The 22685-nt window shown below is 51.9% G+C and carries 21 protein-coding genes; 7 read left to right on the top strand and 14 right to left on the bottom strand.

The window, feature by feature from the left end:
- Positions 1 to 2: 2 nt before the first annotated feature.
- From NR121_RS14480 to NR121_RS14505, 6 genes are all read right to left on the bottom strand, one after another.
- Complete coding sequence (locus tag NR121_RS14480; RefSeq protein ID WP_054819037.1) at positions 3 to 1604, bottom strand: stalk domain-containing protein; 1602 nt, start codon at positions 1602 to 1604, stop codon at positions 3 to 5.
- Positions 1605 to 1632: 28 nt separating this feature from the next.
- On the bottom strand, positions 1633 to 3465 hold the full coding sequence (locus NR121_RS14485) for a FecR family protein (RefSeq protein ID WP_256831383.1): 1833 nt from the start codon (positions 3463 to 3465) through the stop codon (positions 1633 to 1635).
- A complete protein-coding gene (locus NR121_RS14490) occupies positions 3444 to 5318 on the bottom strand; it encodes a CHASE2 domain-containing protein (RefSeq protein ID WP_083351267.1) in 1875 nt (624 codons plus the stop codon). Before NR121_RS14490 ends, NR121_RS14485 begins: the two co-directional genes overlap by 22 nt.
- 142 nt (positions 5319 to 5460) lie before the next feature.
- Positions 5461 to 5697 (bottom strand): ferredoxin, encoded by a 237-nt coding sequence (locus NR121_RS14495; RefSeq protein WP_054819035.1) that lies wholly within the window; start codon positions 5695 to 5697, stop codon positions 5461 to 5463.
- A 99-nt stretch (positions 5698 to 5796) separates the two neighbouring features.
- On the bottom strand, positions 5797 to 6291 hold the full coding sequence (mobB, locus tag NR121_RS14500; protein WP_074727875.1) for a molybdopterin-guanine dinucleotide biosynthesis protein B: 495 nt from the start codon (positions 6289 to 6291) through the stop codon (positions 5797 to 5799).
- Positions 6288 to 7595, bottom strand: a complete 1308-nt coding sequence (locus NR121_RS14505; protein ID WP_074727873.1) for a DNA polymerase IV — start codon at positions 7593 to 7595, stop codon at positions 6288 to 6290. Before NR121_RS14505 ends, mobB begins: the two co-directional genes overlap by 4 nt.
- Positions 7596 to 7761: 166 nt before the next feature.
- Between NR121_RS14505 and cimA the strand changes: the two genes are divergently transcribed.
- Positions 7762 to 9384, top strand: coding sequence for a citramalate synthase (cimA, locus tag NR121_RS14510; protein WP_062407160.1), 1623 nt, complete (start codon positions 7762 to 7764; stop codon positions 9382 to 9384).
- Between the two features lie 57 nt (positions 9385 to 9441).
- Here the strand turns inward: cimA and NR121_RS14515 are convergent, their stop codons facing one another.
- Positions 9442 to 9984 carry a TlpA family protein disulfide reductase gene (locus tag NR121_RS14515; RefSeq protein WP_062407158.1) on the bottom strand — a complete coding sequence of 181 codons (543 nt, stop codon included), beginning with the start codon at positions 9982 to 9984 and terminating at the stop codon, positions 9442 to 9444.
- Positions 9985 to 10159: 175 nt separating this feature from the next.
- Between NR121_RS14515 and NR121_RS14520 the strand changes: the two genes are divergently transcribed.
- On the top strand, positions 10160 to 11455 hold the full coding sequence (locus NR121_RS14520) for an MFS transporter (RefSeq protein WP_062407156.1): 1296 nt from the start codon (positions 10160 to 10162) through the stop codon (positions 11453 to 11455).
- Between the two features lie 75 nt (positions 11456 to 11530).
- Complete coding sequence (locus NR121_RS14525) at positions 11531 to 11980, top strand: M67 family metallopeptidase (protein ID WP_256831384.1); 450 nt, start codon at positions 11531 to 11533, stop codon at positions 11978 to 11980.
- 46 nt (positions 11981 to 12026) lie between these two features.
- Here NR121_RS14525 and NR121_RS14530 read toward each other — a convergent pair whose 3' ends face one another.
- Genes NR121_RS14530 through NR121_RS14540 form a run of 3 tightly spaced genes read right to left on the bottom strand, consistent with a single transcriptional unit; the run spans position 12027 to position 15279 of the window.
- Positions 12027 to 12761 (bottom strand): exonuclease domain-containing protein, encoded by a 735-nt coding sequence (locus tag NR121_RS14530; protein WP_054819033.1) that lies wholly within the window; start codon positions 12759 to 12761, stop codon positions 12027 to 12029.
- A gap of 23 nt (positions 12762 to 12784) precedes the next feature.
- Positions 12785 to 13852 carry a DUF294 nucleotidyltransferase-like domain-containing protein gene (locus tag NR121_RS14535; RefSeq protein ID WP_256831385.1) on the bottom strand — a complete coding sequence of 356 codons (1068 nt, stop codon included), beginning with the start codon at positions 13850 to 13852 and terminating at the stop codon, positions 12785 to 12787.
- A gap of 38 nt (positions 13853 to 13890) precedes the next feature.
- On the bottom strand, positions 13891 to 15279 hold the full coding sequence (locus NR121_RS14540) for an ammonium transporter (RefSeq protein ID WP_373864965.1): 1389 nt from the start codon (positions 15277 to 15279) through the stop codon (positions 13891 to 13893).
- Between the two features lie 368 nt (positions 15280 to 15647).
- On the opposite strand from NR121_RS14540, the gene NR121_RS14545 reads away from it, so the two are divergent.
- Together NR121_RS14545 and NR121_RS14550 are read left to right on the top strand one after the other, a co-directional pair.
- Positions 15648 to 16076, top strand: coding sequence for a helix-turn-helix domain-containing protein (locus NR121_RS14545; RefSeq protein ID WP_054819031.1), 429 nt, complete (start codon positions 15648 to 15650; stop codon positions 16074 to 16076).
- Between the two features lie 30 nt (positions 16077 to 16106).
- Positions 16107 to 16790, top strand: a complete 684-nt coding sequence (locus tag NR121_RS14550; protein WP_054819030.1) for a zinc metallopeptidase — start codon at positions 16107 to 16109, stop codon at positions 16788 to 16790.
- A gap of 84 nt (positions 16791 to 16874) precedes the next feature.
- Here the strand turns inward: NR121_RS14550 and gltC are convergent, their stop codons facing one another.
- A complete protein-coding gene (gene gltC, locus NR121_RS14555; RefSeq protein WP_054819029.1) occupies positions 16875 to 17768 on the bottom strand; it encodes a glutamate biosynthesis transcriptional regulator GltC in 894 nt (297 codons plus the stop codon).
- Positions 17769 to 17895: 127 nt separating this feature from the next.
- Between gltC and tpx the strand changes: the two genes are divergently transcribed.
- Positions 17896 to 18399 carry a thiol peroxidase gene (gene tpx / locus NR121_RS14560; protein WP_054819028.1) on the top strand — a complete coding sequence of 168 codons (504 nt, stop codon included), beginning with the start codon at positions 17896 to 17898 and terminating at the stop codon, positions 18397 to 18399.
- Positions 18400 to 18503: 104 nt separating this feature from the next.
- Here the strand turns inward: tpx and NR121_RS14565 are convergent, their stop codons facing one another.
- Together NR121_RS14565 and NR121_RS14570 are read right to left on the bottom strand one after the other, a co-directional pair.
- Positions 18504 to 18893 carry a DUF1499 domain-containing protein gene (locus tag NR121_RS14565; protein ID WP_062407148.1) on the bottom strand — a complete coding sequence of 130 codons (390 nt, stop codon included), beginning with the start codon at positions 18891 to 18893 and terminating at the stop codon, positions 18504 to 18506.
- 104 nt (positions 18894 to 18997) lie between these two features.
- Positions 18998 to 20194: an ROK family transcriptional regulator gene (locus NR121_RS14570; RefSeq protein WP_062407146.1), complete on the bottom strand. Its 1197-nt coding sequence runs from the start codon at positions 20192 to 20194 to the stop codon at positions 18998 to 19000.
- Positions 20195 to 20385: 191 nt separating this feature from the next.
- Between NR121_RS14570 and xylB the strand changes: the two genes are divergently transcribed.
- Entirely contained in the window at positions 20386 to 21924 is a 1539-nt protein-coding gene (gene xylB / locus NR121_RS14575; protein WP_256831386.1) for a xylulokinase, read from the top strand.
- A 56-nt stretch (positions 21925 to 21980) separates the two neighbouring features.
- Here the strand turns inward: xylB and fsa are convergent, their stop codons facing one another.
- On the bottom strand, positions 21981 to 22637 hold the full coding sequence (gene fsa, locus NR121_RS14580; RefSeq protein ID WP_062407143.1) for a fructose-6-phosphate aldolase: 657 nt from the start codon (positions 22635 to 22637) through the stop codon (positions 21981 to 21983).
- Positions 22638 to 22685: the final 48 nt, after the last annotated feature.

A 22685-nucleotide genomic window follows, 5' to 3' on the forward strand; every position in this document is an offset into this window, starting at 1 on the left:
GTTTAACGCGCAGTGTCGATGGTCTTATGACGGAGGATGGCCGTACGGGAAGCGTTATCCCATTGGACGTCCAGGCCGATTGCTTCTGCAACGAAACGTATAGGAACGAACATGCGGTCCTGCTTGATATAAGGCGCCGCATCCGTTTCCGAGCTCCATTCCCTGCCTTTTGCCGTCCGCTTTAATCCATTCCTGTCCATGCCCATTTCAATGATTGTACCGTCCTTGCTGAGCCGTACGGTGCGGGTCCCGGCGTCGAACGTCACTTCATAGCCAAGCGCTTCCGCCATGGTGCGGACCGGTACCATCGTGCGGCCGTTTGTCAAATCCGGATGGACTTCGAATGGAATCCATTGATCGTCTACTACGACCTTGACGTTGTTGTCCTTGGGCAAATCCGCCGGAAGGCTGTACAAACGAATTTGACGCAGCTTGTTGTTATAGGCATCCGCCACCAGAATGCTGCCGTCAGCTTGTACGGCTACACCGGTAGGCCTATGCATCCGCGCGTGTCCTTCAATGCCGTCCAGCTCGCCCGTGGTGCTGCCGGGTACGCCTGCAAGCGTAGTAACCCGGCCGTTCCATAAATAACGAACCGCGTGGTTTTGACTGTCCGCAATAATCAGCCCGCCTTCCCTTGTCCGTGCCAGGCCGAGCGGGAAGTTGAATCTGGCATGGCCCGCTTCTCCGTCCGCATAATCCCCCGGAGCATACAAGTCTTTGGTCGCGGAGGCGGTCCCTCCTCCGGCTACGGTGGTTACCGTACCCGCCTGCAAATCGATATAGCGAATGCGTTGATTGCCCGAGTCGCTGACATATAAATTGCCTTTGTCGTCCATCACGAGCCCGCCCGGCTCGTTAAATTTCGCCTGTTTCAAGTCGCCGTCGGCGTAATCGCCGGCCGGTGAAGCCTGGCCCGGAGACACTTCCACGGCCCGGGTTGAAGGGGCATTCAGCGTCTTTACCTCACCGGACGGAGTAATGCGGCGGATGACATGATTGAGCGTATCCGCTACATACAGCGTTCCGTCAGGCGCGGCAGCCACATCCGTCGGGCGGTAGAAGGAGGCGTCTTTTCCCCTGCCGTCCTTTAATCCGATCAAACCGTTTCCGGCTACGGTAGAGACTCTGCCGGAAGCGTCGATTTTCCGGATCGCGTGATTTCCCGCATCAGCTACATAGACATTGCCTCCGGCATCTACGGCCATTCCGTGCGGCTCCTGGAATAGAGCCATGTCGCCAGGTCCGTCCAAAAGACCTCCGACCGGAAACCCTTTACCGTCCATTTCATACAGGATGCCCGCGTAGGTGCCAACCCGTCCTTGAGCCAGCATGCGAATCATATGATTCCTTGAATCCGAAATCAGTACCGTGCTGTCCGGCAGCACGGCAAGCCGGGACGGAATACGAAACGTCGCATTCTTCTCCGCCCCGTTCATGCTGCCCATATCCCCGGAGCCTGCCTGACTGGTGACATTGACCATGATCTGCTGCTCCGGGCCCCGGAGACTATCCGTTTCCCAAGAGGCGGCTAAGGCGCCCTGACCGCCGATCATGACGGAAGCCAGGACGGCTAAAGCGGCCCGTAGTACAGCTTTATTCATTGGTTTCTCCTTCCGTACGCACAAACCTTTACCTCGTTATAACCGTGATCGATTGCGGGCTTGTCAGCTCGTAAACGGTCCTGCCTTCTTTATCGACGACCTTCACGTATACCAGCTCGACATTCGCCGTATTGGCGGCCGAATCCAACACTTGCAGCGGAATGCGCGCCAACAGTCCGGATCCGTTCAACCGGATGTGATCCACAGGCTGATCTGGACCGGTTTCATATTGCGATGCTGCGTATATCAGCTCATTTTGCGTCTCTCCCTTGTGCTGGGTCAATGTCTCTGCAGCTTGCCGGTCCTTGAATACAGCACTGGCCGCATTCGTAAATTTCGCTGTTTGCCTATAGTTCAATTCGCTCTGATTGTAGACGAGGTGAGCCTCCACGGCGTAGAACGGCTCCTTGTCCGTAAAATGCCGCATTTCCAGATCAAGATGAATAAAGCCGTTTACAGGCGATCCATGCTGCTTGACCGTTACGGCCGGCTTAACAGGACCCGGCACTTGTATGGCAGGTTCTCCGCCGCCGGATGGACCGCCGCCAGCTGGCGGTGCCGGGGTATTGGAATTCATCAGCTCCCCGAGCTTGAGCCGATTCTCCAAGAACTTCCGGCGTTCCGAATCGGACAATTGATTCATCAAGGCTTCCGAGGCTCTCTGATTGGCAGCGTCCTCCGTCTTTCGGTTCTCCTCCGCCAACCTGTTCCTTTCGCCTGCCAGCTCCGCCAAATAAGGCCTCAGCTTCCGCATAGCCTGCTCCATCCGGAGCCGTTCCAGTCTTGCAGGGCTTGCTTCCGTATTCCTGTTGACCTGCTTCAGCCTTTCAATGGCCGGGTCCAGCCCTGCCGTCCTGTCGACTGCCGGGGGCTGCGTCAAGTCGATTCTCTTGCCCGGATCCGTAATCCGGGCATTCACTTCATCTACCTTTCGCGGATCCAGCTTGTTTGCTCTCACGGCCTCTTGAACCAGTTCCGTCACGAGAGCGTCGAAGTTGCGCAAGACGTTGTCCAATTCATCCTGCGTAAGGTACCTCAGAATCGACCGGTCGTCCGGCTGCCGGATGCCTTGATTGAATTGTTCCTGCATCCGGTTTTTTATTCCTTCATTCTCCGCCTGAATCTCCGGTATGGCGGTCAGGAATGCTTCCAGCACTCGCGGCGATGCAGACTCGACGATGGCTTTGGGTTCCGCATAATATACCAGAATCCTTAAATCCTCGGCCTGCGCCCGCAAATCCATGTCGATTTGCTGCGCCGGGTATACGGCAGCAGATCCCGACGGATGGCCTTCCGAACCGGTGGAAAGCGTCGACGTCGCCTCTACGATACCCGCCGCCACGTACATGGTCGTTCTGCCGGTAACCGGATCGACAAGCGTCATATATTGCGTCCCCCGAACACCCATGACGGCCGTAGGCGTCTCCACCTCGAACTCATCCTCCGGGCTCACCAGCGATTTCACCTTTGCCCATAACGAACCGGCCCATGCTTTCACTTTGGACTTTTTGCCGCCGTTCTCCTCCAGCAAATCCGCGATATACACTTCCGCGTTCGAACCGATCGTCAGTTCATCCTCACGGTCAACGATGCGTATGACGACGGAAGAAGAAGACCCTGTCGATATGGCGTCGCCTCGGTTCAGGCTCAAATTCACATAGGCGCGGTGCGACTTTGAACCCCCGGATTTGGTGTAAGTCACATTCCCTTTGACCTCAACCACTACTGCAGCGCGCACGCTTTTAGCCTGAACGGGCGGGGCCGGTACGAATGACAGCATAGAGAAGAGCAGGGCGAACATCATCAACCACATGAACACTGCTGCCCGTTTTTTCCTTTTCAACCGATTTGCTTTCTCCACCTGAAAACCCCTTTCTTTAACGCAGAAGCAGGAATCCCGTCCTTCCCGGAAGCCGGAGCCCCTTTGACGCCCGCCACCTCGAACAGCTTCAAGGGAAGGCTTTTGCCTTTCATCCGCTTTTCCCCGGCATAGCGGTATTCGAAGTATGCTTTGGTCAGCTCATACGTCGCTTCGGATACGAGAATCTGGTTTGGCTCCGTATGGGATTCGATTCGTGCCGCCGTGTTGACGTGATCTCCGATCGCCGTATAATCCACGCGGAGGTAGGAACCGATGTTGCCGACAACGGCTTCGCCGGTGTTAATCCCTATGCCGACACTGAGGGTTACGCCGTATTTCTCACATATTTCTGCCCTGACCTTCTCCATTCCCTTTTGAATTTCATAGGCCGTTTTGACCGCGTAATAAGGATGGTCAGGTACGTCGAGCGGCGCATTGTACAAGATCATCGCGGCATCGCCGATGAATTTGTCAATTGTGCCATGATTGTGCAGCGCCCGTTCGGTGATCAGGTTAAACAACCTATTGAGACAATCGACCACTTCCTCCGGCTTCAGCTTCTCTGAAAGCGGAGTGAATCCGCGCACATCCAGGAACAGGATCGAAAGCTCCTTGCTGATGCCCCCCAGCTGAATTTCCCGCTTGCTGTCGGCGATGGATTTGACCAGGTCGGGTGAAAGGTAGCGGCCGAATTGCCTGGTGATATAATTTTTTTGTCTGGTCTCAAAATAAGCTTTCATGGCCAGATTGCCCAGATAGGTTATCACGCCGCATACGGCTGCAGCCATAACATCCAAATATTGCGAGCTGAAGGCAAACAGCGCGAACTGGCCGCCGAACAGCATAAGAATGACGCCTGACGCCGCGATGATGCCCGCATTAGCCTTCAGTCTCCAGGTGCTGAAGCCGAGCAGCAGCATGGTAAGTAAAGCCAGCGCCATCCCAAATGCCTTATGCACCGGGGTAATCACTTGGCCCGTTAAAATCTGATTCAGTATATTGGCATGCGCGTAAACCATATGCATGTGCTTCTCTACGGGCGTAATCCCTTGATCGGACCCGGGGGCGGTGTAGCCCACAAGCACCAGACGGTCGCGGAACGTCTCGGCAGGCACCGTTCCATTCCATGCGTCAATGAAAGAAACGGTTTCGAAATCGTTCTCCTTGCCATCCCAACGGATCAGCATTTCGGATTGGGGACGTTTGTCTATCAAGGGCAAATCCAGAAACCGGCTTACATCCAACCCGGCCAACTGCGCCATAGCAAGGCTCAGCGTCGGGTATACTCCCCGCGGAGTATCAATTTGCATCCAATGGGAGCGGACTACCCCATCGCTGTCCAGCGTCATGTTGATATGTGTTCTGTATACAGAACGGCTGAACATCGGAATCGGATCCGTCACAGACCGGGCCTTGATCAGCTCGCCCGCTTTGACCGTGGTCGTTCGCTGAAACTCTCCTTCCACATGGGCATGAGAGGGGATAAGGATATTGCGGTGTTTGGCAAGCTCTTCGGCCAGCGCCTTGTCGCTCTCCGGGTTATTGCTGTCCGTATACAGCTCGATATCGAAAGCGATGACTTTCGCTCCCGCTTCCTCCAGGCGGGAAATCAGTTCCGCATAAATCCTTCGATCCCAGGGGTATGGACCGGCTTCCTTGATCGACCGCTCATCTATCCCGATGACGAGAATGTCTTCATGCGGTGCTTGCAACATGGTTTGCCTGATATTAAAATCATATAATGAATTGGACAGCACCTGTAACGGGCCGGTCGCCAGAAGCAGTACGCACAGCAGTGCGATGAAACCATTGCCTATAAGGGTAACCCCGGCTTCGCTCATTCCTTTTTTCATAGATTACCCCCTACGCCAACTCGCAAATTACCAATTTTTATATTACCATATAATCCTATACATCCGGCGAAAAAAATGTAGAAAAACAGAAAAAAGGCCTGTTCCCCGCATCAGGAACAAGCCTTGTTATAATTCTGAAGTCTTACTTATTGAAAGGAGCGTCCGCCACTTTAATGGAATCCGTAGGGCAGCCGTCTTGCGCATCCTGCAGATCATCGTACAGATCTTCCGGAATTTCAGTTACGCCTTTGTTGCCGTCGTTATCGTAGATTACCTCAGCAAGACCCTCATCGTCGTAATCGTAAATGTCAGGTGCCGTTGCGCCGCAAGCACCACAGGCGATACAGGTTTCTTTGTCCACCCATGTGTATTTAGCCATGTCTAATCTTCCTCCCTTATTGTTTACCTCATCCTAAAATATAATATAAATGCCTATAAAGTTCAAATAGAAAGTAGCGAACATAATGATAACGTATCGTTATAGGTTTTCGATAAAGCACGCTATCGATTCAATATCGTCCGGCTGAAAAACAGGGCAGTCCGGAACACGGTGTTCGGCCAAAGCAACATCGGTTGTAACCCAAGCGACGGGCGGAACCGGGAGGGAGCTAACGATATCCGCCTGCTCTTCGGTACGGAAGACGGCGATTTTCGCGTGCGGCTCGCGCTTGAATCCTTCCACGAAAATATACTGGTAGCGCTCCTGCAGCGTTTCGATCATATCGGATAGCGGCATTATCCGACGTTCATAGGTCCGGACGGAATCCGGCGATATGACAATGGAAGCCGAGGCCCCCGATTGAATAAACCGGGCCGAGTCCGTATCGGCCGCTTCTTTATAATGCCCGTGCCCGTCGTGTTTTATGACGGCCACGTTTATGCCTTTGGCCTCATAGTGCTCCGTCAATCTCCGGATTAACGTGGTCTTGCCGCTGTTCGCATAGCCGGTAAAGCCGATCACCTTCGTTTTCACTCCTCTTCCTCCAGTCCCTTTAATCTGAGGTGATCCATTTGCAGGGAGGTGCCGCGGATTTTTGCGTTGCGGATCAGCGTCGAAGGGTCGTTGCCGAGCATTCCCGCGGTAAGAACGGCTCCCTCGCCGAATTTGTCGCGCAGCGCATCCAGTGTTTGGGTCAATTTCTCTTTCGCAGGCTGCTTCTGATAGCTGAATAAATCCAGCTGAACGGCGGCTTCCCGTTTGGGAGACAGACTTTGCAGCGTGATCCCCAGCAGCCTTACCGGATCTCCCGCCTTCCAATGCGTGTCGAACAGGCGGCAAGCAAGGCGGTAAAAGTCCGAGGCGTCCTCCGTCGGTTCATTGAGCTTCGCCGCACGCGTGATGGTTTTCATATCGGGATCCCTGATGGTGATTTGCACGGTCTGAGCCAATAGCCCTTGCTTCCTCAGCCTCCGGCCCACCTGATCGGCCAAATTAAGGAATACCCGGTGAATATCGGCATACTCCGTATAATTGACCGGCAGGGTCGTCGTATGCCCGATCGACTTGCTTTGTTCCCGCTCCGGATTGACCGGCGAATCGTCCTCTCCGTTCGCAGCATGCTTCAAGACCGGCCCCAGCACGCCAAAATGATGCATTAAAACCGCCTCATCGGCATGCGCCAGCTGACCAAGCGTATGAATCTGCAGCCTTTTGAGCTTTTCGGCGGTTTTCTTCCCGATCCCGTATAAATAGGAGCATGGATGCGGCCAGAGCATGGCCGGCACGTCCCTTTTGCGCAGCACGGAAATGCCGTTGGGCTTCTTCATATCCGACGCCATCTTGGCGAGCAGTCTATTGGGAGCTATGCCGATCGAACAAGGAAGGTGCAGCTCTTTGCGAATTCGTTCCTGAATGGCCGAAGCAATCTCAAGCGGTGTCCCGAACGTCTTGGAGCCTGTAATATCCACGTAGCATTCGTCAATAGACATGGCTTCGACCAGCGGCGAATATTCGTAAGCGATTTTCATAAACCGTCTGGAGAAGCTCCGGTAGAGTTCAAAATCCGGCTGGATGACAATCAGTTCGGGACAAAGCTTCAGCGCTTGCCCGACAAGCATCCCCGTCTTCACTCCCTTGCTGCGGGCCTTGTAGGAGCAAGTGACAATGATCCCTTTCCGCAGTTCCACGCTGCCGGCGACGGCCAGCGGCTTGTCTTTGTATTTGTCAGGTTCCACCGCCTCATGCACGGAACAATAAAATGCATTCATATCGATATGGAGTATGACTCTGCCGTTCACGGGATAACCATCCCCGGTCCCCGGCTTTCTTTCCGGCATGTTCAAGGTCACCTCGCCCTGATGTCAGTATACTCGTCATTAAAAAGATAGGTGTTATTTTTATTTTAATAATATCCTTTACAAGAAACAATGTGCTATAATTATGAAATCTATTTTTCATTCATTTGATGGTGTATACAGGTTAATGGAACAGGAGGACTTTACCATGGGAGCCAAAATTAAAATATTCGATACGACCTTGAGAGATGGAACTCAAGGGGAAGGCATCAGCCTGTCTGTCGAAGACAAACTCAAAATCGCCCAGAAGCTGGATGAACTGGGCGTTTCCTATATTGAAGGCGGATGGCCGGGAAGCAACAATAAAGATATTGAATTTTTCATTCGTGTCAAGGAGCTTGGTCTTAAGCAGGCCAAAGTAACCGCTTTTGGCAGCACGCGCCGCAAGGACACTTTGCCTGAGAACGATGCCAACCTGAACCGCATTCTGGAAGTCGGTGTACAAGCCGCCGCGATTTTCGGCAAATCTTGGGATTTCCAAGTGCACACGGCTATTCAAACGACGCTTGAAGAAAACTTGGCGATGATTTATGATTCCGTCCGCTACTTGAAGAGCCGCGGTTTGGAAATCATCTATGACGCGGAGCATTTTTTCGACGGGTACAAAAGCAATCCGGAATACGCCCTGGCAACCATCAAGAAAGCGGAAGAAGCCGGAGCCGATTGGATTGCCCTCTGCGATACCAATGGAGGGACGCTTCCTCATGAGATATCGGAAATCGTTGCCGCCGTACGCCGGGCGGTGAAATGTCCGATCGGCATTCATGCCCACAATGACTGTGAGGTCGGGGTCGCTAACAGTATCGCCGCCGTTATGGCCGGAGCCACCCAGGTTCAGGGGACGATTAACGGATACGGAGAACGCTGCGGGAACGCGAATCTCGTCTCGATTATTCCGAACCTCCAATTAAAGTTGAAATATGATGTCATCAGCGACGAGCAGCTGGCAAACTTAACGAATGTCGCCCGTTACGTCAGCGAGATCGCCAACATGCACATGCCGATGAACCAGCCGTACGTCGGCACCGCTGCGTTCGCCCATAAAGGGGGCATCCACGTGTCCGCCATTTTGCGGAATTCCAGCACATACGAGCATATTACGCCGGAGCTGGTAGGCAACAAGCAGCGTGTTCTTGTTTCCGAGCTGGCGGGTCAAAGCAATCTGGTGTTCAAGGCGCAGGAGCTGGGACTCGATTTCAATACCAATAACCAGCAGACGAAGCAATTGATCGCCCAAATTAAAGAGATGGAGCATCAAGGCTATCAATTCGAAGGGGCCGACGCTACATTGGAGCTGCTTATCCGCGGCGCATACGGACATCTGGAAGAAGTCTTCACGTTGGAATCCTTTAAAATCATGGTTGCCAAATCCGAGGACCAACCGGTTGTTTCCGAAGCCATCGTTAAAGTCAAGGTACACGGCGAGACTGTTTATAACGCTGCCGAGGGCAACGGCCCGGTCAATGCGTTGGATAATGCGCTGCGCAAATGCCTGATGCAGTATTATCCGGGGCTGCAAAATATGCACTTGACGGACTACAAGGTTCGCGTATTGGACGAGAAGGATACGACAGCCGCAAAAGTTCGGGTGCTGATTGAATCGTCCGATTTCCAATCCACATGGAGTACAGTCGGCGTATCCGAAAATGTCATTGAAGCAAGCTGGCAGGCGCTGGTCGACAGCATGCGCTACGCCCTGCTGAGCCAAACCCGGGCCGCCCGCCAACTTAAAGAACAGCAGCGGGAACAGGTCGGGCTCATCAATCATTAAAACCTATAGTAAAAGCCGCAGACTGTTTAATTCTTTAAACAGGACTGCGGCTTTTTTTCAGGCCGCCGATTCGACGAGCCTTCTGATTTTTTTATCCAGTTCCTCTTTAGGGAGGACATGAATAACCTCCAGCAGCCTCCCCTGACGGTCGATCAGAAAGCTGGTCGGCACAAATAAAATCCGGTAAGCGGACGCCGCTTCTCCTTTCGAATCCAGAAGGACAGGAAACGTATAGCGATACTGCTGCACAAAGCTTTGCACCAGGTTTATACTGTCATCTTTTGTTACATTAACTGCATACAAATCGATTTTGCCTTGATACCGCTCGTATACCTGACTTAAATCAGGCGCTTCTTCATGGCAGGGCCTGCACCAGGATGCCCAAAAGTTTATCACCAACGGTTTATCCCGGGCTCCGCCAAGCCGATAATCCGAGCCGTCCAGCCCCTGTAATATGATTTGGGGCACAGGCTGACCTACAGCCAGCCGGTTCATTGCCGATGCAGCTTGTGTAGAGGACTCAGGCCCCCTGACATGTTGGTAAAAGGCAATGCCTGCCAAAAGCAACGCGACCAGCAGCAGTATTGCGTTTTTTTTCATGAGTGGTTCCTCCAGTCCGACCCGCTGTGCTTCTCCTCCTAAGTATTCCCCTCATTTACAGAAAGATTTCAGGCTGTGCCCTTGTTTCTGCTGGAATAAGCCGGAAGGCATGATCCCGCTAGGGTACGGGAACATTAGAGCTACATTCTTTTGTCTTCAGAGGGGCAGGTTCGACATGGAAAAAAGCAAAAGGAAAAAGCTTCAAATTTTTTTCGACAGCGATATTGAACCGCAATACAAATCGGAGGAATCAGGCCGGAACAATGAGGCGTCCAAAGGGCAGGTCTGGGAATTTATCGCTATTGCCACCGTACCTCTGGTGCTTGTGCTCGGGAATTCCATGCTCGTTCCCATCCTGCCGGATATGCAGGAACGGCTGGGGATCAGCCAGTTTCAGAGCAGCCTCGTCATCACCCTGTTCTCCGTCACGGCGGGCCTGGTCATTCCGCTTTCCGGCTATTTGTCCGACCGCTTCTCCAGAAAGGCCATTATGATCCCTTCATTAATTATATATGGGGCTGCGGGGGTATTGGCAGGCTTCGGGGCCGTGTGGAACTCCTACACGGTGATCATTATCGCAAGAGCCATCCAAGGACTTGGAGCGGCAGGTACGGCTCCCATCGCTATGGCCTTGGCGGGCGATATGTATAAGGAAGCAACGGAAAGCAAGGCGCTCGGCTTGACCGAAGCTTCGAATGGAGCCGGAAAGGTCATCAGCCCGATCCTGGGCGCGCTGCTCGCCTTGTGGGTATGGTACGCCCCCTTTTTCGCTTTCCCTTTCTTTTGTCTCATGTCCTTACTGGCCGTTATGTTTCTGCTTAAAGAACCGAAAAAAGAAAAAAAAGCTCCCGAACCGGGGCCATACATGAAAAATATCGGGAAGGTGCTGAAAGAAAAAGGCCGTTGGCTAATCACGTCCTTCTTTGCAGGATCCCTGGCGTTGTTCGTCTTATTCGGCGTCCTGTTTTATTTATCCGACATTCTTGAGCTCGAGCCTTACTATATTGACGGCGTCAAAAAGGGATTTGTGCTGGCTATTCCCCTCCTCGGCCTGGTGGTTACCTCTTACACAACCGGCTCCGTCATCAAGAAGAACGGAATACTGATGCGGTGGCTTATGAATATCGGACTTGCTTTGATGACCGTGTCTTTGGGCTTATGCATTTTTTTCTTTAACCAAAATCTAACCTTGTTCATCGGCTTGCTGACGCTCAGCAGCATCGGTACGGGACTCCTCCTGCCTTGTCTGAATACGATGATTACCGGCTCTGTCGAACGCGAACAGAGAGGCATGATTACTTCCATATACAGCAGCCTGAGATTTTTGGGTGTTGCGGCTGGACCGCCCTTATTTGGCTGGATGATGGAAAAATCGCATCAGATTGTATTTATTTCCGTTACGGCATTGGCCTTATTGGCGCTTGGCCTCGTATTTTTCTTCATTAAACCGGAGGGGAAGGTCGGAGGCTAAAAGGGAGGCGTGCAGGCGCCGGATCCTGTATAATGGTGCTAACCATCCTGTTTGGAATGAGGTCGCCGTTATACGATGAGCATACTTAAAAGCTTATGTATCCGCCGTGAGGCATGGACTGCCATGCTTCGGCACTGCATCGAGCAAAAGCCGCAGGAGGCCTGCGGTTTTCTGTTTGGGAGCAATGAAAGAGAGATGGATTATTTTGTACCGGTAGCCAACGTCCACAACGAGCCGGAGCGGCATTTTTTGATGGATCCGGAAGAAATGATTCGGGCTTTATTTGCGGGGCGCCATGGGAATCAGAAACCTGCGGGGATCGTGCATTCGCATCCGCGCACCCCTCCCGTTCCTTCGGCAGAGGACATACGGTCATCCTGGCGGGGAGCAGCATGGCATTGGATTGTCTCTTTGGAAGATCCCCAAATCCCCTTGGTGAAGGCTTATCAATATGACCAGCAAGGAGACGGAACCTGGCACTATACTTCCTACCCCTTTGAAATCCTGGAATCAGACTGTAAATAAAAAAATCCCGGTTCACGAATCCGCCAATCCGCTCGCCGGAGAAGAGTCAATGATAACTTAATTGCGTATACAGGTCGCCCAGTGTCTGGATATCTCTGGCTTGCACTTCCAGCATCAGTTTGGACCACAGCCTCGCCGTCATCAAAGCATCCTCAAGGGCGTGATGGCGCTTGGTCACTTCAACTCCGTACAGATCAAGCAGCGTATCCAGATCATAGGCTTTCAGCCTGGGATTCAGCCACTTGGCGATCATCATAGTGTCGAGCAACCGGTGGGACAGGCTCACTCTGGAGGTTTTCCACAGCGCGGAATTGAGGAAATGCTTATCATGCCCGGAACCGTGGGCGACAAGCACCTTCCGCTGCACAAACTCAAGAAACCCTCTGAGCGCATGCAGCAGGTCCGGCGCTTCTGCCACCATTTCATTCGTGATCCCGGTCAGCTTCTCAATTTCGTCCGGAATCGAACGTTTCGGATGGACCAGGCTGTAGAAGGTTTGGCTTTCGGCAATCTGGCTTCCGTTAACCGAGACCGCACCGAAAGCAATGATTTCATCCCCGTTATAAGGAGAGAATCCGGTGGTTTCCAAATCGAATACCACCAGTTCCACCGAATGTAAAGGAATGTCGTACAATGAATTTTTCCGTTGCTCCTTCATGATGGATCGAATGAAGGCCATCTGCTGGGCGCTCTGCACATCGAACATCGAGGTAAGAGCAGAAGTGAACCCACCCGTTTTGTACAGATGCCACATCCTTCCGGCCGGCTTCATATCCTTCATTGAAGATCTCTCCTAACCCTTTTCTATCTTTTAGCAAATTTGCTTTTCACATACTTCTGCAGATCGATTCCGATACGCAGACAACGTTTAAGCTCCGTTATTCGTTCCTTGGTCAACTGTTCCGGTGTAAGCTTCCCGCGGGTAGTGTAGTGGCTGCCTTCTATTTGATAAGGCGTCATGGAACGCAGCTTCAGGGCGATGGTCAACGCCTCCAGCCAATCGCGGCCGATTTCTTGATCTACGTGACCGTTTGCCATCAACTCCTGTATACGCCTTTCGGTCGATGAGACGCGAATCCCCGCTTCCAAAGCGAGCAGCCTTATTCCGTTAACCATTGGAATATAGGCCCCGTATTTGACATCCACGCCTCCCGCATCCTCGCCATAGCGCTCTTTAATGAGCTGACCGAATAACCCGATCGAAACTTTATGATGCAGTGTATTATGAAGCATATGCTCCAGCATTGCGGGGTTCGATTTGATGAACCCGATGATTTCGCCGGAGATCGCGCCGTCTAAACCGGGATCGCCATATATCGTTCGGACATCGGCCGAGATAAGCAAATACCTTACATGCTCCCAATGCGGGTTTTCCAGCCATTCCCGCAGCATCCGCCGATATCCGGCCGCCGTCTTGCGCCACTGGTCATTGGTGCAGATCACGCCGCCGCTGCAAGGCGGATATCCCGCCTCCTCCAAATTGGCTGAAATGCGCTGCGCCAGTCCGGCAAAATAACGTTCCGCCCCGGCTTTCGCCTCTTCACTGTCCGGTTCGGCATAGATAAGCCCGTTATCCTGATCGCTCCACAGCGTTTGCTCGCCGCGCCCCCCGCTGCCGAACAGCAGGAATGCGTAAGGAACCGGCGGGGCTTCGCCCGACTCGCGAACCAGCTGCGCTTCCGACAGTTGAATGACCCGACGGATGATCGCATCATGCAATGTATTCACTTTTCTATTCCAATCCAATGGACGGGCAAAAAGGAGATGCCGCTGAAGCTCCTCATGCGCCTGATCCCGAAAGATCCTTAGCTCCTGCAAGCTGTGAGCTTTGGCTGCTTCCTGTTGAATCATTTCCAATGAGAGGCGTTCCATACCGACATCCCCTTTAAAAACGAAGGCGTTTTGTTTACTTATGCATTCACCGTGCCGCCTTGAGCCGCTTTCTTCATTTGCTCAGGGTAGCCATACGTACCGTGCTCGGACAGGTCAAGACCGATGATTTCTTCTTCCTCCGTCACACGAAGACCGATGGTCGCTTTCAAGATCGACAGGATGATCCAGGACAGGACAAGTACGAAGAAGAATGCGCTGAATACCCCCATCGCCTGCACGCCCAATTGCTCAAAGCCTCCGCCATAGAGAAGCCCCGGTTTACCTACGCCTACTTTCTCGACAAGCTCCGGCGTGGCGAAAATACCATTGGCCAGCGTTCCCCATATTCCGGCAATACCATGTACGGAGAAGGCGTAAATCGGATCGTCAATCCCTGCTTTTTCAAACCATTGTGCCGTAAAGAAAGTAATGACGCCGGCAACTACGCCAATAATGATGGCGTCTCTGACCGTAACGAATGCGCAAGAAGCTGTAATAGCAACCAGTGCAGCAAGCACACCGTTCAACATGCTGGGAATATCCGCCTTGCCAAAATACATCCATGCTACGATAATCGCTGCAACGCCTCCGGCAGCAGCCGCCAAATTCGTCGTCATGGCGATATATCCAAAGAAGCCGTCACCCATAGCACTTAAAGTGGAGCCCGGATTAAAGCCGAACCAGCCGATCCAGAGAATAATGACGCCAAGCACGGACAGGACCTGGTTATGGCCTGGAATCAAATTCGGCGTTTTATCCTTATTATATTTACCGATACGCGGCTTAAGCATCAGCGTCGCTACGAGAGCAGCCGTTGCGCCCTGCAGGTGAACGACCGTAGAGCCGGCAAAATCCTGTTTACCGTGACCTGCAAGCCATCCGCCGCCCCATACCCAGTGAGCAACAATCGGATAAATGACAATAACATACAGTACGCTAAAGATAAAGTATACCGATAACTTGGCGCGTTCGGCAAATCCGCCGAATGCAATGGCCAGCGATACCCCTGCGAAAGCCAACTGGAACAAAAACTTGATTCCGATCGGAACGTCCGAGAAGCTCAATGCTCCGAATGCGGCCGCCGCTTGGGTTTCCGTTCCGTCTACGAAGAAACCTGTCATTCCAATAAACCCGTTGCCGTCACCGAAAGCTAAGCCGAAACCTATAGCCCAGAACGCGATGGCGCAAATACCGAACGTAAGAATCGTTTTACCTGCAACGTGGCCTGCATTCTTCATTCGGGTGGAGCCGGCTTCCAGCAAAGCAAAGCCTGCCTGCATGAAGATGACAAGAATGGCAGCCAGCATGACCCATACAGCATCGACTGCCCCTTGCAGCTGCGCCGGCGTCGCATCCTCAGCAAAGGCTGCCGCAGGAATCAAAACTGACATAAGGCCCGTGGATAATAGTAACTTCTTTAACATCATGACCACTTCCTTTTTAATGTTAGTTTATATAACATCAATTGAAATTCATATTGTCATTATATACACGTACTTTTCATTTGGCAATAGGTTTTTTTCTATAAATCATGTAAAAAACGAAAAATAACCTTACATAAAATGTACATTATTCGGTTTTACAAGCTGTAAAAAAATCGAATATTCGTAATATGGCAAACATATACTAACCTCTTAATACAGATTTGTTTCTTTTCTGATCTTCCTCTCCGTTCATTCGTCGAAAAGCTCAAAGTATAACGTTTGACTGTATGGTTCGGTTTCAGTATTATTAGTTCTATAGACCTTGAAAATACCATCATATGGCGAAAATGGAGGGAGCATATCATGGGGATATGAAGCTTTACAAAATCGGCGAACTGGCTCAGTTATCGAATGTCAGTCCCAGAACAGTCGACTATTATACGAAGCTCGGATTGATCCAACCTGAGAAAAGATCAAATACCAATTACCGGTTATACAGCGATGAAACCTTAATGCGGCTCAAACGTATTGAAAGTATGAAGCGGGAGAAATATACCTTAGAGGAAATCAAGGCTACGCTGCAGCAGTGGAACAAGGTTAGCCATGATGAATTAGTGACAGATAAATTGACGTCTTTACAGGTATTATTGCATCAGCTGGAGAAAGAGGCGAAAGAGGTTGAACCGCTGCTTGAGAAGCTGAAGCCGTCCCAGCTAAAAACGCTTCACAAGTCACTGACGCCGTCTGCGGCTGCATGTATCGAAGCCTTGTTGTTGCTGTTGGGTAAAGGTCCCCTTTAATCATAAAAAATATAACGGAGGAATGAAGCCATGTTTTTTCACCCTATGGACTACCTTATCATTGTTGCGTTCGGTCTTTCCTTATGGGCGCAGTTTCGGGTCAAGGGAACTTTCAATAAATGGTCCGAGGTTCCGATTCATTCAGGTATGACCGGTTACGAAGCCGCCCGCCGATTGCTTGATGCAAACGGACTTTACGACGTCCCGGTTGAACCGGTACCGGGAGCGCTGACGGACCACTACGACCCTATAGCCCGCGCCGTACGGCTGTCGGAGCCGGTGTATTACGAGAATTCCATCTCCGCCGTATCGGTTGCCTGCCACGAAGTTGGACACGCGATTCAGCACCAACAGTCTTATCCGATGCTGGTGCTTCGCCACCGGATGTTTCCGGTGGTCAACCTGACCTCGGGCGTCGCTCCGTTGCTGATCTTGGCGGGTCTCTTCTTCCAGCAGTTTAACTTCCTGCTCGGCGTCGGAATCATCTTCTTCTCCGCTGCCGTAGCTTTCCAGCTTGTTACGCTGCCGGTCGAATTCAACGCCAGCAACCGCGCACGTGACCTGATGGTCGCTGAGGGCTTTATCACCAACGATGAAGAACGGGGAGTAGCAAAGGTATTGAACGCGGCTGCCCTTACCTATGTCGCCGCGGCGCTGATCTCCCTGCTGGAGCTGGTCAAATATATTATGATCTTCACCAACCGCAACGAATAACAGATGGTACAAAGATGCCGCCCGATGCTTCATTAAACAAGCACCGGGCGGCATTTTATGCTTCTGGCGGACTCCATATCGTGATTATTTGTACCTGATGAAGAAGTCGATCAAGAATTCACGGAACACCTCGGCAACCAGCGGGAGCTTCTCCCCTGTACGATGAATCAGCCCTATGCTGCGGGTGACCTGCGGCTCAATAACGCGTACCTTGACCGGTTGAAGCTCGCTGATTTCCGTAAGCGCCATTTCCGGCAGCAGGCTGACCCCCATGCCCGCTGCCACTAACCCCCGAATGGTATCCGTTTCTTCTCCCTCAAACCCGATGCGCGGTGAGAAACCGGCCTTTCTGCACGCCTCCAGCACAATCGCACGCAGCGAATATTCCTCGCTAAACATCACAAATGAATCTTCCTTCAATTGCTCAAGCCGAATCGTTTGATATTCACACAGGACATGCCCCTGCGGTACGATCGCATACAGCTCCTCCCGGAGCAGCAGCTCGCCGGCAACGTGACTGTGCTTTTCGGGAAACGGCGAAATAAACGCCAAATCGATTTCACCCTTCATGACGTCCCGGATCAGACTATTGTATGTTCCCTGCCGCAACCGAAATTTAACCTTCGGATGGTTTTTGCGAAAATGTGCAATCACGGTCGGAAGCAAGTATATACCCAGACTGTGGGGGAAGCCTACACGAATTTCTCCGTGCTCCGGGTCCAAATATTCATGAATTTCATTCACTGCGCGTTCAAGGTCCGTAAGCACAGCTTCGATTCGGCTTAAGAAAAGCTTCCCTACCGCGGTAATCTGCAGATTGCGTCCTTTTTGCACAAACAGCTGTACACCAAGCTCCTCCTCGAGTTGGCGGATTTGCCGGCTGACCGCCGATTGGGCTACATGCAGCTCTTCGGCTGCTTGCGTCACATGCTGTTTACGCGCCACCTTTACAAAATACTGCAGCTGTCTGAGTTCCACGTTGTGTTTCCTCCCGTATCCTAACTTTAATGCATATTGTTATTGGACAAGTTCTCTTATAAAAGCTTATAATATATTACGGTGGAATACCAATCATTCTCAATCCTTGAAGGAGGCCCCTGTATATATGGCACAAGCGACACTGAAAGGCAATCCGATTACGTTAGTCGGAACACAAGTCAAAGTTGGCGACAAAGCTCCTGACTTCACTGTGAATAAGAATCTGCTCGAAACCGCATCTCTGGCCGATTATGCAGGCAAGGTGAAGCTGATCAGCGTAGTTCCTTCCCTTGACACCGGCGTATGCGATGCGCAAACCCGCCGCTTCAACGAAGAAGCAGCGAAGCTTGGCGACAACGTAGTCGTGCTTACGATCAGCGTAGACCTGCCGTTTGCCCAATCCCGCTGGTGCGGTGCTGCCGGAATCGACAAAGTGATTACGCTCTCCGATTACAAAAACCACTCTTTCGGCAAAAATTACGGCGTATTGATCGATGAGCTTCGCCTGCTGATGAGATCCATATTCGTCATTGACGCCAACGACACGATCCAATACGTCGAGTACCTGAGCGAGATGACGGATCACCCGAACTACGAAGCGGCCATTGAAGCCGTTAAAAAATTGGTTTAATCCATTATCCGGATTGAGCGATGCTCATTTCAGACTTGTACTATAACTGATTCACAAAAAAACAGCGTGGTGCCAAAACAGGACTCCACGCTGTTTTTTTACATTCAGTTGTCTATTTTATAAGCGGCCAGCCGCTTATCTATATGTTTATATAAATCGAGGATCGTACGATAATTGGAGCCTAGATCCCCAAGAGATCCGCGGGATGCCGAATAAATATCAACAGCGGTTTTGAGCGGGTTGATACCGAACAAGGTCAGCGTGATGTCCTGTGTTCTTCCGGTGATGGTTTTACGCTCAACCACAATCTCCCCTACGCTGCGTACTTCATGAAGAAGCTTATACCCGTTTAGCTTTTTTAACAAGTTGATGATCTCATCCCAGGCCTGATCCATGGAGATTTTATAATAGCGGGTCTTTAAAGCCGGATCCTTCGCTTTCTCTCCTGTTGTCTCATGACTGCGGATGAATCCGACTAAGGTTCGCTTTAACAAAGCATTCCCTCCTTAATGAAGTAACAATTACAATGAAACACTATCTTTAATCATATCATTGTTTCCCTTGAAGAGAAAGAGGGGAATTCACAAATTATTCATATTTATGACCTCTGCTGCATGATCGAACGAATGACGGAGGATGCGGCTCCAAGAGCGCAGCTGTCTTCACCGAGCCGGGAATACCGGACTTGGACCTGATACGAACGGACATAGGAATATCGCGTTGAGAGAACCTCCTGCACTTGATCATTGATCCATGGACCGTATTCACTCATGGCATTGCCGACAACAATCATTTGCGGATTGAGCGCATGCATCATATTCCCGATGCCAATGCCCAGGTATATTCCCGCCTCGCGGATGGCCGACAGTGCGTCAGGATCCTTTTCTCTCAACTTGCGCAAAATCCTGTCCGTAATCCCGGGCGCGTATTGCAAATTCAGCTTGTCGGCTACCGCCCGTTCAGACGCATACCGTTCCCAGCAGCCCCGATTGCCGCAGGAGCAAGGCAAACCATTGGCTTCAATCGTCGTATGCCCTACTTCTCCGGCCAGGCCCCCGCTTCCCCGAAACAGCTCGCCTCCCGATATAAACCCTGCTCCAATACCGCCGGCAATACTTAAATACAGCATATCTCCGGCATGGCTATCGGCACCGGCTCCAAATTCGTGCTCTCCTAATGCGGCCAAATTCGCTTCATTGTCGAGAATCACCGGAAGTTGAAGCCGTGCTTCCATTTCTTCCTTCCAGCTCAGCCCTTTCCAACCGGTATGCGGCATAAATACAATGCGTCCGGAAGGATACTCCACAAATCCATGAACGCCGATCCCTGCTCCGACGAGCCCTAACGGCGTCTCAGGAAGCGCCTGTCTTTCCTTTTTTATGACCGCTACAATCTGCTCGAATAACTGGTCGGGATCGGAGGGGAAACCGCTCGTGCCCGTGTGGGAACGATATGGATGCACCGACTTGCGAATAATCGTCCCCTGCATATCGGTAACAATCAGCAGGATGTTGGTCATCCGTAAATCCAGTCCGATCACACATCCCGCGCTGCGGTTCAGTTCAAGCATCATCGGCTTCCGCCCTCCGCTGGATTCACCGGTACCGGTCTCCACGACCCAATGCTCCGCGATCAATTCCTCCACCAGAGCTGAAACCGTTGCCCTCGTCAGTTTTGTACTTTTGGCCAAATCCGCTCGCGAAAGCGGAGCGTGCCTTCGAATCAGATCCAGAAGCGTTGATTTGTTTAGCGTTTTAAGAAATGTACTATCACCAGAAACCGGTCCCTGCTTCAAATCCAGTCACCTTCCGAGCTGTGTCATTCGCTAACATTGTACCGCAAAATCAATGGATTTTCATCTGAAGCCACCGGAAAGTGTGCAGGATTTTACCGTTCCTCTGCGAATATATATAATCATATTTGTTTATCCGATAAACAAAGTCTGAAAGGCCGATAGCACTGTAATCCACAGATGGGGTGAGCGCATTGACTTATTATTTGGGGATCGATCTCGGCACGTCCGCGGTCAAATGTATTCTGGTGGACAATCACGGCGCCGTCAAGGCGGGCAGAAGCGTGGAATACCCGCTTTTTCAGCCGCAGCCGGGTTGGGCGGAGCAGGAGCCGGAGGATTGGTGGAACGGCACAGCCGTTTGCATCCGTGCACTGCTAAATGAAAGCGGGGTAAACGGGAATCAAATTGCAGGCATCGGTCTGTCCGGACAAATGCACGGCTCGGTATTTCTTGACCGCCGGCTTCGCCCAATCCGTCCCGCCCTGTTATGGTGTGACCAAAGAACGGAGGCAGAATGCCGGTGGATAGAACAAACGATCGGCAGAGATGAGCTTTCCAGACTTACAGGCAACCGGGCGCTAACCGGTTTTACGGCACCCAAGGCCGTATGGCTGCGGAATCACGAGCCGGAACATTACAAACGAACGGCACATTTAATGCTGCCCAAAGATTACGTGCGTCTCAAGCTGACCGGAGCCTTCGGCATGGACCTCGCCGACGCCAGCGGGACGCTGCTGCTGAATGTGGCCGAGCGCCGTTGGTCGAGCGAGCTGCTCCAACGGCTGGACCTGCCGGAGGAATGGCTTCCTCCGCTCTACGAAAGCAATGAGGTGGCCGGGTATGTTCAGCCTGACGCTGCAGAAGCGACAGGCCTTGCCCCGGGCATACCGGTAGTGGCAGGCGGCGGCGACCAAGCCTGCGGCGCTGTCGGCGTCGGGGCGGTACAAAGCGGCATCGCTTCCGTTGCGCTGGGCACATCAGGCGTCGTCTTCGTCCATGACGATACTTATCCTTATCAAGCGGATTCGGAGTGCCGTCTTCACACCTTCTGTCATGGAGTGCCCGGAAAGTGGCATCGAATGGGCGTTATGCTCTCCGCGGGGGGATCGTTCCAATGGTGGAAAAACCACTTTGCTTGCGAGGAGCTGGAGCAAGCGAAGGCGGAAGGACGGGACGTATATGAATATTTGACCGCTCTGGCGGAAACCGCTCCTCCCGGAAGCGAAGGACTGCTCTTTATGCCCTATTTAACCGGCGAACGGACCCCTTATGCCGATGCCAAAGCGCGAGGGGGGTTCATTGGCCTCAACCTGCGTCACTCCAAAGCTCATCTGACCCGAACGATTTTGGAAGGCATCACCTTCGGTTTGCGCGACTCCATGGAGCTGATCAAGGCATCTGGAATCGAAATCAGACAGCTGCGTGTGAACGGCGGCGGGGCAAGAAGCCGTTTCTGGAGACAGATGATTGCTGATATTTTCGGGCTGCCCGTCGTTACTGTGAACTCAACGGACGGTCCGGCTTACGGAGCCGCGCTCATGGCTGCTTCCGGAGTCCTTGGCCGGGATATCCCGTCATTATGCGGGGAATGGATTGACATAGAGGACCTCATCGAGCCTGATGCTTCAAGCTCTCAGCGCTACGACGCTTATTACAAGATCTACCGATCTTTATACGGTACGTTGAAGCAGACGATGCATCAATTAACGAATCTGGCCGCACGGCCATGAATGAACGAACCCGGCATTCAAACGATGCCGGGTTGTTGTTTGTTATATGTAGCTTATTAAAACGATGTTAAGTTGGCGCCTTCCCAGTCTTTCAGGAACCGCTCAATACCAGTATCCGTCAGAGGATGCTTGACCATCTGTTGAATCACTTTATAAGGTACGGTCGCGATGTCCGCACCGAGCAGAGCCGCATCGATGACATGCGTTGTCGTACGAACGCTGGCTGTAATGATCTCGGATTCAATACCGTGTACGGCAAAAATCTGGCTGATTTCCTTAATCAGATTCATACCTACCTGGTTGATATCATCCAAACGTCCGACAAACGGAGAAACATACGTTGCCCCTGCGCGTGCTGCCAACAAGGCTTGCGGAGAGCTGAAGATGAGCGTAACGTTCGTTTTGATGCCGAGTTCACTGAAGCGCTTGGTCGCTTTCAAACCTTCTTCTGTCATCGGCACTTTCACTACTATACTTTCTCCAAGTGCAGCGAGCTTTTTGCCCTGCTCCACCATTTCATCAGCTTGGAGGCTGATCACTTCTGCGCTGATCGGGAGATCGCCGACGATGGAGATAATTTCTTTAATCGTCTCGAAGAAATCTCTGCCTTCTTTAGCGATGAGTGAAGGATTCGTTGTTACTCCGGCGATGACGCCGAGTTCATGAGCTTTACGGATCTCTTCTACATTAGCGGTATCAATAAACAGCTTCATCTCCAAAAATCCTCTCTTCACATTTTTTTACGCTTACACAAGTGCACA

Source organism: Paenibacillus sp. Pae15 (assembly GCF_024519685.1).
Lineage (GTDB): Bacteria > Bacillota > Bacilli > Paenibacillales > NBRC-103111 > Paenibacillus_G > Paenibacillus_G naphthalenovorans.